The organism is Dawidia cretensis, from assembly GCF_018598175.1.
Lineage (GTDB): Bacteria > Bacteroidota > Bacteroidia > Cytophagales > Cyclobacteriaceae > Ohtaekwangia > Ohtaekwangia cretensis.
Genome location: NZ_JAHESE010000005.1, coordinates 262,849 through 276,097, shown reverse-complemented (window position 1 = coordinate 276,097; position 13,249 = coordinate 262,849). Strand labels below are relative to the sequence as shown.

The window sequence follows — 13,249 nt, the reverse complement described above, 5'->3', positions numbered from 1 at the left end:
AGCTACTATCACCCCGGCCGACCTCGACGCGATGATCGAGACTATAGCGACCGCCCCTGCACGTTACCGCGTCCTAACCGCCAACCTCTCTCCCGCCGAGCTGAAGAAGACGTATCGCACAGGCTCATGGAACATCCAACAGTTACTGGCCCACGTAGCCGACATGCAGCTGCTGCATCTCTTCCGCATGAAAAAGGCCCTGACTGAACCCGACTACAAAGAGCTCACCCTGGTAAGCATGGACGGCTGGGCCAATACATACGACGGTATCCACTCGCCTATAGCCGACTCACTGGACCTATTTGAAAATCTCGTAAAGCGTTTTGTCTTCCTGACCAGATCGCTCACCGAAGAACAGCTGAACGTATCCTACTATCACCCCATACGCAAGATCATGCTCGATCAGCGCCAGGCCATCGCGATGTCGGAATGGCATGTGAAGCACCACCTCGAGCACATCAAGATCGCGCTGAAAAACTGAGAACATCGATTACGGTCTGTTGTTTTTGTTGGCACCATTGGGTTGTATAAAATCCCACAGGTTGCCATACAGGTCTTCAAAAACAACCACCGTACCATATGCCTCCTCCCGCGGCGGTCCCGTAAACCGAATTCCCTTCGCCGTCATGGCGTGATAATCACGCCAGAAGTCATCGGTAAACAGAAAGAGAAATACGCGGCCGCCGGTTTGATTTCCAACACTGGCAAGCTGTGCCTCATTGGCCGCCTTCGCTAACAACAGACAACACTCCGTAGACCCCGGCGGTGCAATCACCACCCAACGTTTCTCCTCGCTCATACGCGTATCTTCGATAAGCTGAAAGGAAAGCTTCTCTGTATAAAACTTAATAGCTTCGTCGTAGTCCCGTACGACAAGAGCAAGTTGAGCGATGCGTTGTTTCATGATCGGACAAAAGTACCCGGTGTCGAATAGAAAGGCAACTTACTAAAGCAACAACCCGATCAAATCTCGATGATCAAACCAGGGTCGAACCCATTGTAAGGGTCACCAATATAACCATGTGGATTGCACAACACAGTAGTTGCCCCGACCTGATATCGCGCCGGCACGTGAATGTGACCGTGTATCCAATAACCAGGCTTATGCTGCAAAATGAAAGATTCAAGATTAGACGCATAGGCCGATGACAACACATTCCCCCGATCCTCCGGAGCCACCGATTGAATACTCGGGGCATGATGGGTAACAACAATATTTTTCTCCGTTGCCGAAGCTTCCAAACTGGTCTCCAGCCACTTCATCGATGCCTTGTGCATGACATAGGTGTCAACAGAACGCAGCTTTGAATAGGTAGGATCTCGACGAATCATCTTATAATCATTCATCCGCTCCTGACACATCATGCCGTTGGCACGCCCATCTCCTAACAACTCAAAGTCCGTCCAAAGCGTTGCACCATGAAAAGTGACATCATCTATGACTACAGCATTATTTTCCAGCACGTGAACATTTGTATCGGCGGCCGCTTCTACGATCTTCTTGAGTGTTTTAGGATACGTGCCTTTGTAGTATTCGTGATTGCCAAGTACGTAGATAACAGGCACATTTGGGATCGTTGTTTTAATCCAGTCAATCCCCTTGTTCCCTAAGTTCACATCGCCAGCCAGAATAACAATATCGACATTGTGAAACGTGATGTCGGTTTTGCCGAACTCCTGATGCAGATCACTCGCGATTTGGATTTTCATGGCGGGCTTATCTGGCAATGATAGCAAAAAAGCAAAGTCGCCACAAAATAAATTATCCACTACAAGTCATAAAAAATCCCTCTTCTACCATACAGAACTAAGACTATCTCTAGTAGTTTAGAATCTGTTATCAGTTAAAATAATTGTTGTCAACGTACACCGTTAACCAATATTCACATGAGAAGCCCCATCACCAACGGACAAGCCATTCTGTGCTACGAAGAAAGAGAAGTCGAATTCAGACGAGAGAAATTCACCATTACAGCGTTCTTCTACAAATGCCAGGACACAGGCGAAGAATTTATGACCGGAGAACTAATGGAGGTCAGCCTCAAACAGGTCTATGATCAGTATAATGCAAAGCATGGACTTGGCACAACAACGTATAAACAGTTAGCACTGCAACATCACAATTAAAATCGTAGCTTTCCCATCCGACACGCGCCAAATGAAAATCCAATACTGCTCTGACCTCCATCTCGAATTCCCGGCCAACAAAAACCATTTGAGCAAACATCCCATAGAGCCAGTCGGCGACATTCTTCTCCTCGCCGGTGACATTATGCCCTTTACCCATATCGAACACGAACAAGAATTCTTCGACTTTCTATCCGACAACTTCCAGCACGTATATTGGCTCCCGGGAAATCACGAATATTATCGTTCTGACTTCAACCAACGTACAGGCACCTTCCGGGAAAACATCCGCAGCAACGTCACCCTGCTCAACAACACTACTATCATCCATCAAGGCGCGCGCCTGGTATTCTCGACACTCTGGTCACAGATCGATCCCACAAAAGAGCTCGCGATCAAAAAAGTAATGTCTGACTTCAAGCTAATTACAATAAACGGTCGGAAAATAAACATCGACGACTACAACGAGCTGCATGCAGGCGCTCTACAGTATCTCAAAACCGAACTAACAGTTCCCACCGCGCAACGAACCATCGTCGTCACCCATCACCGCCCAACATTCCTGAATTATCCCGAACGGTACCGCCACAGCGAGCTCAACACTGCCTTCGCCACCGAGCTATATAACCTGATCGAAAACTCTCACACCAGCCATTGGATCTTTGGCCACACCCACGAAACCTTCCCTGACACAGCCATCGGTCAAACCATCCTCACGACAAACCCCCTTGGCTACATCGAGCGCAACGAACACCTTGGGTTTAGAACCCGCGTTATTTAATTCACGACTGTACCACCAGACCACTATTCCGTAGTTTCGATTGATGTCCACGCTAACTACCATCTTAGAGATTCTCCGCTACAGCAAACCGGACTTTTTCGACGTAAAAGTCGACGTTGTTCCTAAGCGTTCCATTTCTACCCAACTACCTGGCAACAGTCGAGCGAGACCTGGTGTATGTCTAAAAGGGTACCTTCAAATAGGCCTGTCAGAATTTTATAGATAATAGCTATATTGCCCCCGTAGATTAATCAACACATGACGCTTCATTCCTCCGAAGACTTTCACAAGAGAGTCACGGGAGCCGGCCTCCTCATTGCCGTAGGTATTGTTTTTGGAGATATCGGCACCTCGCCCCTCTATACCCTCAACGCCATTTTTCACGGACGCCAGGTCACCGAAGACGTCGCCCTCGGCGCCTTTTCGGCTATCTTCTGGACACTGTTCTTCCAAACGACCCTCAAATACGTCCTGATTACACTACAAGCCGACAACAAAGGCGAAGGCGGCATTCTCTCCCTCTACGCCCTCATCCGACGGTACTGGGGCCGTTGGCTGATGATACCGGCCATGGCTGGCGGTGCATTTCTCATCGCCGATGGTATCATCACACCACCCATTTCTGTATCCTCCGCCATCGAAGGTCTACAAAAGGTCTATCCCACCATTCAAACCGAGCCGATTGTAATCGTCATCCTGTTGTTACTCTTCACCTTCCAGCAATTTGGCACCGAGCGCATCGGCAAAATTTTCGGCCCCGTCATGGTCGTGTGGTTCACCTTTATCGGCATCATCGGTCTGATGTCGCTCGTGGGTCGCCCCGACGTGCTCAAAGCCTTCAACCCGTATTACGCATGGGTGATGTTACAAGAAATACCCGGCGGTTTCTGGCTACTGGGAAGTGTATTCCTCTGTACCACCGGAGCCGAAGCCCTCTACAGCGACATGGGCCACTGCGGACGCGCCAACATTCGCATCAGCTGGATCTATGTAAAGGCCATGCTGCTGCTGAGCTATGCCGGCCAAACCGCGTGGTTGCTCAACCACACGGGCCAGCACCTCGAAGGCCTCAGCCCCTTCTACCTCATTGTACCCGACTCGCTCTACCTCGTATCCGTAGCCATTGCCACCTTCGCCACCATCATTGCCAGCCAGGCACTGATCAGCGGCTGCTTTACACTCATCAACGAGGCCATACGCCTCGACATCTGGCCCCGCCTGCGTGTGATTTTTCCCGGCAGCATGAAAGGCCAACTATATATACCGTTCATCAACTGGTTCCTGATGACCGGTTGCATCGCCATGGTACTGTATTTCCGCGAGTCCACCCGCATGGAAGCGGCGTATGGACTGAGCATTACCCTGACCATGCTCATGAGCACCGTGCTGATTGCATTCTACCTACTTGCCAAACACGTATCATTCGTGTGGGTTTTTCTGGTAACAACCCTGTTCCTGGTGATCGAAGCGTGCTTCCTCTGGGCCAACCTGCAGAAATTCAGCGACGGTGGTTGGATCACGATACTCATGGGCGCATTATTATGTACCGTCATGTACATCTGGCACCGCGGGCGTTCGATCAAACGAGAGCTTACGACACTGGTGGATATCGAAGCGTACATTCCTAAGCTCAAACAACTGAGCGAAGACGACGACATCCAGAAATACGCTACCAACCTGGCATACCTGACGACCTCTGCCAACCATCGCCAGATCGAAAAGACAGCTATTTATTCGATCCTGGCCGGGCTCCCCAAGCGCGCCGACGTCTACTGGTTTGTACACGTAAACGTCCTCGACGAACCCTATGCACTCCGGTATAAAGTAGACACCATCGCCAAAAACGATGTATACTTTATCGAATTTAATCTCGGCTTCCGCGTCGACCCACGCATCGACTTCTACTTCCGCCAGGTACTGCACGAGTTAGTACAATCCAAAGAAGTAGACCTGTCCGACAGCGAAGAGCTGGAATACCAACAGACCAAGATCGGCGACATCCGATTTCTCATCCTCGATTCGTTCCTCTCGTTCGACAATGATATGCCCTTCTGGAAAAACCTGCTCGTGCGCAGCTACTTTAACCTGAAGGCCATTGGCGTAAAAGAAGCCGCCAACTTCGGACTGGACGAAAGCAACGTCACGATCGAAAAATACCCGGTCGTCGTGACACCCGTCGTACCGCTGCCGCTGGAACGCGACTGGCACTAAGCGGGCCGACCGTCCGCTCATCGCCCGAAACCGGACAGGGTATAAACATCGCTACCGCGTTTCTATTCGCCTAACGTCCTTTTTAATCCTGGCACAATTGTTATTCCTACATTTAGGAAATAATAATTATACCTGGACCGCATGCAATCAAAAAAGCACCGACCGCCGTCGTTGTTCCTCCGGTTTTTCCGATGGTATTGCCATCGCTCGCTTCGTGACCACATCGAAGGCGACCTGATGGAACTATACAACGAACGACACGCAGACTCGCCACGCCGGGCAAACCTCGCCTTCGTACGTGACGTGCTGCTGCTTTTCCGCCCAGGCATCATTCGTCCTCCTCAACCCTATCACTACACAAACCAATTCGGTATGTATAAAAGTTACTTCAAGATCGGTTTCCGGAACCTGATTAAAAATAAAGGCTATGCCGTCATCAACATCGGCGGACTCGCCGTCGGCATGACCGTCGCCATGCTGATCGGCCTCTGGGTATACGACGAGCTATCGTTCAATACCGTGCACGAAAACCATACGCGCATTGCCCGCGTCATGGTCCGTGGCCACAACAGCAGCGGCGCCTGGACACAAGATATTACCGCACCACCGTTCGGCGAAGGCCTGCGAAGCCTGCATGGAAGCTCTTTCAAACACGTGAGCATGGCCTCACGCCCATCAAACGCCACCTTGCTACACAACGAAACCAGTGTAGTAAAACGAGGTGGCTATTGCGAACCGGGACTGCCCGAAATGTTAACCTTACACATGCTGCAAGGTACCCGCGCCATGACCATCCAGGAATCGGTATTGCTTTCTGCCACCACCGCCCAGGAGCTCTTCGGCACCGCTGATCCACTGGGTAAAGTCGTCAGACTTGCCAACAACACCGACGTGGTGGTAACAGGTGTATATGCCGATATACCGGCCAACTCCAACTTCCACGAGCTCCAATGGATCGCGCCATGGTCTCTCTACCTCGCCAAGAGCGACTGGATCCGAAAAGATGACTGGCGTCAAAACGGTTTCTTCACATACGTAGAGCTGGCAGACAACGCATCACTTTCCGCTGTGTCACATGCCATTAAAGACCTGGAGCTAAACAATCTGAAACCGGAAGACGCACAAAATCAACCGCAGCTCTTCTTGCATCCCATGGACGCCTGGCGTCTGCATTCCGGCTTTGAAGGCAACACCGGCCGTATCCAATACGTCTGGCTATACGGCTGTATCGGTCTGTTTGTATTGGTACTCGCCTGCATAAACTTTATGAACCTCGCCACCGCCCGGTCAGAAAAACGTGCAAAAGAAATAGGCATCCGCAAATCGATCGGCTCCCTGCGCAGTCAGCTCATACACCAGTTCTTCAGCGAATCACTATTGGTAGCCGGCCTGGCCTTTATCCTGTCCATCGTGCTAACGCAACTGGCACTGCCATTCTTCGCCTCGGTAGCCGATAAAAAAATGACCATGCCCTGGACCAATCTATACTTCTGGCTGGCCGGCGTCGCTTTTACCTTCCTTACCGGCGTACTGGCCGGCAGCTACCCGGCCCTCTATCTGTCTGCGTTCAAACCGGTAAAAGCACTAAAGGGCGCCCTTGCCGCAGGCCGCGCGGCGGCAACACCCCGCAAAGTGCTGGTCGTAATACAGTTCACCGTGTCGGTCATGCTGATTGTCGGTGTCGTCGTGATCTACCGGCAAATACAAGTCGGCAAAGACCAACCCATGGGCTATGACCAACACGGCTTGATTTGGGTAGATGCCTATTCAAAACGTATACACGATCACTGGGAAGCTGTACGCAATGATTTACAGCAATCCGGCGCAATCATTGAAATGGCAGAATCCGTCAACACACCCGCCAACATCGGTTTCCGCTTCGGGGGCTATACATGGCCCGGCATGACACCCGGTGAACGCACCGCGTTTTGTACCGCCTGGGTCGGCCGTGAGTTCGGAAAGACCATCGGCTGGCAGCTAATCGCCGGGCGCAACTTCTCCCGCGACATCGCCAGCGACTCCGCCGCCATCATCCTCAACGAAGCCTCGGCAAAAATCATGAACATGCCCGATCCCATCGGTCAAACCATCCAGCTCACCCTGTTCGACAAGACCTCGAACTTCACCGTGATCGGCATCATCAAAGACATGCTACAAGAGTCACCCTATATGCCCGTTCGAAACACCGTATACATGATTGACAACTCAACCACCGGCGGCCGCGTAGTAAACATCCGCCTCAACCCGCAACAAGATATACCCACCGCACTGGCAACCGTCGAAACCATCTTTAAAAAACACGCCCCTGACAGTCCGTTTGTATACAACTTCGTCGAAGAAGCCTACGCAAAAAAATTCACAGAAGAAGAACGCATCGGCAAGCTTGCCTTTATGTTTGCCGGCATCGCCATCTTCATCAGCTGCCTCGGCATATTCGGACTCGCCGCCTTTGTCGCCGAACAACGCACCAAAGAGATCGGCATCCGCAAAGTATTGGGCGCTTCCATCGGCAGTGTATGGCAACTACTTTCCAAAGACTTCGCAATACTGGTGTTGGTCTCAAGTGCCCTGGCCTGCCCCCTCGCCTACTTCGGCATGCAGCACTGGCTCGAACAATTCGAGCTACGCACAACCCTCGCCTGGTACGTCTTCGCCGCCGCCGGCCTGGGTGCCTTAACAATCACACTGCTCACCGTAAGCTACCAAGCCATCCGCGCCGCCATAGCCAACCCCGTAAAAAGCCTTCGATCAGAGTAATCTCATAGGGAAAGCTGGTACGAGTCGTAAAGAAATCGAAACTGGCGCAAAGTACTGTCATAAAAAGCAAGCGTAGGGCTAAAATTGCTGGTGATTTCTATTGGTTTATGTAAGGGTGTTTAGATAAGTCCAGCCAGCCCTGAAAGGGCGCAATACAATAACTCAGGCCAGAACGGCAGCGGAGGCCTGGGTAAACAACATAGACGATATATAAGCCCTGAAGGGCGTAACAATTCGAGGCACGCACTGGCGATAGTCCCGATGTCAGCCACGAGGTGATAGAAATCAACAAAATACAACAGTACTTATTTGAAGCTTTGCCGGAACGCCTCCGGCGTACACCCGGTTTGTTTTTTGAAGAACCGGATGAAATACGACACATCATCATACCCCAACCGAAAGGCTATCTCCTTTACCTGGTGCGTCGTACCCAACAGACATCGTTTGGCCTCCATCACAACAAAATCCTGAATGACTTCCGAAGCCGTTTTATTCAATAACGTGCGCGTCAGCGCATTAAGCTGATAAGACGAAATATGCAACAGGTCCGCATACTCCGCCACCTGCTTGTACATACCAATATGCTGGCGCAACAAATCCTGGAAGGTTGCCAGGCGCTCGTGTGGATGAGTATATACACTCCGATCACCCGATGCTTCGCGATGCCGCGCAAGCGCCACGAAGAAGATATCGAAGCTCGCTTGAACGACATCTTCATATCCTTCTTGCTTTGCCGTGTACTCTTCCAGCATTTGCTGCAAGGGAAATGATATCTTTTTGAAACCCGCTGCATCGAGGGGATGAAACGTGGTATATCCCGCGCGGCGTAGCAGCGCACGCGATGAGTTTCGCTGCATAAACGCTGCCTGGAACTGTAACAGGTAGCCTGTACTGCCCGCACCAAGCGTCAGGCGATGTACCTGACCGGGAACAACCAAAAAGACAGTGTGATTGGCGATAGGATAGGACACAAAATCGATCTCGTGATGCCCCTTGCCTTTCTCCAATACGAGTATGTAATAAAAATCGTGGCGATGAAAATCCTCGACACGCTCTTTGCCGAGCGTTATCTCTCGCAGGTCGCGAATTCGAAAGTCCACTGCTGCCGTCGAGGCCGAACCACGTGAGCCAATCGCCCGTACAGGAATCTTCTTCATGAATATATCATTGCGCTGTCGTTTCACCAACCTGCTGGCGGTGTTTGCTGCCCCAGGCGCTAAGCTGATCCAGTACCGGCCACAGCTCTACCGCCAACGGCGTGAGCTCATACTCCACGCGGGCAGGTACTTCCGCATATACCGTACGTTTAACAAGACCATCCGTTTCCAATGCCTTAAGTTGCAACGTCAGCATACGCTCGGTCATCATCGAAAACATCTTCTTTAAATCACTAAAGCGAAGCGTCTTATCCTCCAGCGCGCTTAGGATTTGCAATTTCCATCGCCCGCCGATCTTGGCGATGACATACGTTAGATCGCAGTCAGCGATCCACTTTTCATTGCGGCTATACGTCGAAGTACTCTTTCGGACTGCCATACTTACACGTTTGTTCGTACCATACAAAGACCTGTACACCGTGTAAAATTAGACGGCGCGAGCTTCTTTTGCACATCATTTCACAAAATCATTGGATTCCATGGATTTATATCTGAATAAAAAGACCGCTGTCGTAACCGGCGCCAGTCAGGGCTTAGGCCGGGCTATCACCCAAACCCTGGCAACCGAAGGCGTAAAAGTACTCGCCGTAGCCCGGAACGAGGGTCTGTTAAAAAGCCTGCAAGACGAAGTAGCCACAACGGGTGGAGTCGTCCCCGAAATAATGATACATGACCTCCTGGCCCCCGACGCCCCGCAACGGATTGCCACGGCCGCTTTGTCGGCGCTATCGCACGTAGACATACTGATTAACAACGCCGGCCGCAGCCGCCCGCTGGACATCGTGGGAGCGGATGAAGAATGGCAACAGGCGCTGCTGTTAGACTTCGACCGCCACCGCCAACTAACACAACAACTCCTGCCGCACATGGTCGACCGCCGGCAAGGATCCATCTTAAATGTCACCAGCACATACGAGCTCCGATCCATCAACGCCTCAGCAGTCTTCAAAGCCAGCATGACCGTATGGGCAAAACAGCTGGCCGCGCAACTGGGACCGCATGGCATTACCGTGAATTGTCTACAGCCGGGACTAATCGACACCGCCAACATTCGCCGGGTCTTCACCGACGAAGAACGTAAGGCATATGCGCCACAGGCCATCCCGTTAGGAGACTTTGGTACCCCGCAAGACGTGGCGAACATGGCCACCTTTATCGTATCGCCCCGGGCGCGGTATATCACGGGCACGGTGGCAGCGGTCGACGGCGGGCTACGTCACTACGCATTCTGAATCAGAACGCAACACAACACTCCCAGTTCCCGTTTCAAAACCCATGAATGCACCGTCACCTTCCTTCCTCGAGGAGCTCTTCACATATAATAATTCCGTGAACAAAGCCCTAATCGAAGCAATGACCCAGCACGCGGACCAGGTGTCAGAAAAATGCGTAAAACTTTTCTCCCATATCCTAAACGCCCACCAAATATGGAATTATAGGATCGATAAAAAGCCAAATCCGTTTGGTGTCTGGCAAGTACATTCCCTGGACCAGCTACAAACCATCGACACCGAAAACCACCACCACACCCTGCGCATCCTGACGACCATTGGCCCTGACGAAATCACCGAGTACACTTTCCGCGGCGACGTCTTTCGCCACCCCGTACGCGACCTATTGTTCCACGCACTTAACCACGCTACCTATCATCGCGGCCAGATCGCGACTGAATTCAGGCAAACAGGGCTTGAACCGTTGGCGACGGACTATATCTTATACAAAACCCGAGGTTAGTTCCCCACCCCATCATGGGGCACAACAAGGCCGGTTACCTGTCGTTATATAACCATAACCTGCTCCCATGATCAAAAATTACCTGCTCGTCGCCCTGCGGAACATGGGCAAATACAAGCTCTTCACGATCATCAACATCGGAGGACTTGCCCTGAGCCTCGCCAGCTTCCTCTTCATCTTTTATTATCTATACGACGAGCTGACCTACGATCGGTTTCACCAACGCGCCGACCGCATCTATCGCCTTACCCAAACGTTCATTACCCCCGACAACACACAGAACCTTCGGTTTACCCACCAGAAATTAGGACCGTACCTGCAACGAAATTTCCCGCAGGTGGAACAGTACGTCCGGCTTGAAACCATGGATGGACTGATCGGTAAAAACAAAATAAAAGAAAAAGGCATCACCAAAACAGACCCGCAAGTATTCGATGTATTTACCTACCCGTTACTAGAAGGCAATGCCCATACCGCCTTGCGTCAACCCCACTCGATCGTATTGTCAAAATCACTGGCCGATAAATATTTTCCACACGGGTTCGCCCTGGGCGAGTCCCTGGAAATAGACAGAAACAACTATACCATTACGGGCGTCATGCACGATCCGCCAGCAAATAGCGACAAGTTTATAAGCGCTTTTGTCTATGGAGGATTCGAAGGTGAAGAAACCCCCGAGCTAAGCTTCTTATACGACACTTATATACTGCTCCGTTCACCGGGCGACGCAGGCTTCATTCAGGCACAGCTTCCCGCCGCGGCAGAAGGCCTGCACAAACGGGCCGGCCTGGAAGTGAAGATGGGCTACGACATGCAGGCGCTTACAAGCCTGCACTTCTTTCATGGCACAGAAATGGACAACCCCAAGGGCAACAAATCCTATGTATATATCTTTGGCACCGTAGCCCTGGTATTGGTTCTCGTGTCCGTTTTCAACTTCATCAACCTGACCACCATACGATCCCTGGAACGTGCCCGCGAAGTAGGGATCCGGAAAGTGACGGGGGCATACCGATCACAACTCATTTGGCAATTCTTAAGTGAGTCCTTCGTTTCCGTCTTGTCGGCCGCAGTACTGGGCATTCTTTTTATCAACCTCCTGGGTGTCATATTCGAGACCGTTTCCGGCAAACACATACAGTTTTCGAATACAACCGATCTCTGGATCATAGGCGCCGCGTTGTTATTCCTGATCCTGATTGCGGTGGCAGCATCGCTTTATCCCGCCATCATACTCTCGTCATTCCGCCCCGTGAAGGCCCTGAAAGGAAGGGTCATGGCAAATCAGTCTATCGTACAAAAGGTTTTTACCGTTGGGCAATTTACACTCTCGGCAGGGCTGCTGGTATTCCTCGTGGGCGTCATCCTGCAGATGCGATTCATGAGCACGTACGACCTGGGATTTTCGAAAAAAGGTATCTTAGCCATCGCCGCGCCACCCGACACGCTGGTCGCAAAGAACCTGACATACTACACGCAAGCGTTCCTGGAAAGCGGCGTCACGCAAAGTATAAGCGTGGGCGGCTTTGCGTCGAACATCGGCACCACAGATCCGCTAGCCTCACCACTGTGGTTGGGCAAGGGCGCCGACAAACGGGAGCTGATCGTTGCCAACATCATCGTAGATAAAAATTATCCCGCACTTTTACATCTTCAGCTAAAAGAAGGAACGTCGTTCGACAACTCCGAACAGGGCACACGGCGAGTACTGGTCAACGAGTCCTTTGTAAAACATGCCGGATGGACCGACGCCATCGGACAAACGGTAAAGACATATGCCGGTGAGGGCGTCGTCGTGGGAGTACTCAAAGACTATCACTTCCAGTCGCTGCACAACAAGATCGAGCCACTGGCAATATTTGAAATGGACTATAAAAATCCCGACGTACGTTATTTCTACCTAAAGACCTCACCCGACCAATTGCCCAACATCCAGGTGCTCTGGAAAAAATTGTTTCCCGATCACCCCCTGGAGTATTTCTTTCTGGACGAATACTTCGACGCCCAATATACATCCGACAAGAATCTTCAGATATTGTTCCTGTATTTCACCGCGCTCACCATTGCACTCTCTATTTTGGGGCTACTGGGCTTAACCTATCACCACGTCGAACGGAGGACCAAAGAGCTTGGTATCCGCAAGGTGCACGGCGCCTCTACGGCCTCGCTTATTACATTGTTGTCCACAGATTTTATCAGGATCGTACTGGCCGGTACAACAATAGGATTATCGATCGGCTACTTTGTCACAGACCGGTGGCTGGCAAACTTTGCATACCACATTCCGGTTGGTCTTGCCATGATTGTGATACCGGGAAGTATCATTATAGGTATAGCGTCGTTTGTCGTGGCTTTTAAAGCCTACCAAGGAGCAGTGGCCAACCCGGTAAAGATTCTGAAGTACGAATAATACCGGCTGCTATCACAGCAGACCATCTACCCGTTTTGTCAGCACGGCGACATGGATAGTTACTTCGTCGTT

General features: G+C 51.2%; 12 protein-coding genes. 8 read left to right on the top strand and 4 right to left on the bottom strand.

Going from position 1 to position 13,249, the window contains the following annotated elements:
* Positions 1–481: DinB family protein (locus KK062_RS08595; protein ID WP_262899175.1), on the top strand; the 481-nt coding region annotated here is incomplete at its 5' end.
* A 9-nt stretch (positions 482–490) separates the two neighbouring features.
* Here KK062_RS08595 and KK062_RS08590 read toward each other — a convergent pair.
* Together KK062_RS08590 and KK062_RS08585 are read right to left on the bottom strand one after the other, a co-directional pair.
* Positions 491–904 (bottom strand): VOC family protein, encoded by a 414-nt coding sequence (locus KK062_RS08590; protein WP_254083868.1) that lies wholly within the window; start codon positions 902–904, stop codon positions 491–493.
* Between the two features lie 59 nt (positions 905–963).
* Positions 964–1,710: a metallophosphoesterase gene (locus tag KK062_RS08585; RefSeq protein WP_254083867.1), complete on the bottom strand. Its 747-nt coding sequence runs from the start codon at positions 1,708–1,710 to the stop codon at positions 964–966.
* 177 nt (positions 1,711–1,887) lie between these two features.
* Here KK062_RS08585 and KK062_RS08580 point away from each other — a divergent pair, with 177 nt between their 5' ends.
* The 4 genes from KK062_RS08580 (at position 1,888) to KK062_RS08565 (ending at position 7,876) form a co-directional block, all read left to right on the top strand.
* Positions 1,888–2,127, top strand: coding sequence for a hypothetical protein (locus KK062_RS08580; RefSeq protein WP_254083866.1), 240 nt, complete (start codon positions 1,888–1,890; stop codon positions 2,125–2,127).
* 31 nt (positions 2,128–2,158) lie between these two features.
* A complete protein-coding gene (locus KK062_RS08575) occupies positions 2,159–2,908 on the top strand; it encodes a metallophosphoesterase (protein WP_262899174.1) in 750 nt (249 codons plus the stop codon).
* A gap of 258 nt (positions 2,909–3,166) precedes the next feature.
* Positions 3,167–5,119 (top strand): KUP/HAK/KT family potassium transporter, encoded by a 1,953-nt coding sequence (locus KK062_RS08570; protein WP_254083864.1) that lies wholly within the window; start codon positions 3,167–3,169, stop codon positions 5,117–5,119.
* Between the two features lie 141 nt (positions 5,120–5,260).
* Positions 5,261–7,876, top strand: coding sequence for an ABC transporter permease (locus KK062_RS08565; RefSeq protein WP_254083863.1), 2,616 nt, complete (start codon positions 5,261–5,263; stop codon positions 7,874–7,876).
* Between the two features lie 305 nt (positions 7,877–8,181).
* On the opposite strand, the gene KK062_RS08560 is transcribed toward KK062_RS08565, so the two are convergent.
* Together KK062_RS08560 and KK062_RS08555 are read right to left on the bottom strand one after the other, a co-directional pair.
* Entirely contained in the window at positions 8,182–9,033 is an 852-nt protein-coding gene (locus KK062_RS08560) for a helix-turn-helix domain-containing protein (RefSeq protein WP_254083862.1), read from the bottom strand.
* 7 nt (positions 9,034–9,040) lie between these two features.
* The gene (locus KK062_RS08555; protein ID WP_254083861.1) at positions 9,041–9,412 is read right to left on the bottom strand and encodes a winged helix-turn-helix transcriptional regulator; all 372 of its coding nucleotides are present in this window, start codon (positions 9,410–9,412) and stop codon (positions 9,041–9,043) included.
* 100 nt (positions 9,413–9,512) lie between these two features.
* Here KK062_RS08555 and KK062_RS08550 point away from each other — a divergent pair, with 100 nt between their 5' ends.
* The 3 genes from KK062_RS08550 to KK062_RS08540 all read left to right on the top strand — a co-directional run bounded on the left by KK062_RS08550 (position 9,513) and on the right by KK062_RS08540 (position 13,177).
* Positions 9,513–10,265, top strand: coding sequence for an SDR family NAD(P)-dependent oxidoreductase (locus KK062_RS08550; protein ID WP_254083860.1), 753 nt, complete (start codon positions 9,513–9,515; stop codon positions 10,263–10,265).
* A 43-nt stretch (positions 10,266–10,308) separates the two neighbouring features.
* A complete protein-coding gene (locus tag KK062_RS08545) occupies positions 10,309–10,767 on the top strand; it encodes a DinB family protein (protein ID WP_254083859.1) in 459 nt (152 codons plus the stop codon).
* Between the two features lie 67 nt (positions 10,768–10,834).
* Positions 10,835–13,177, top strand: a complete 2,343-nt coding sequence (locus KK062_RS08540) for an ABC transporter permease (RefSeq protein WP_254083858.1) — start codon at positions 10,835–10,837, stop codon at positions 13,175–13,177.
* Positions 13,178–13,249: the final 72 nt, after the last annotated feature.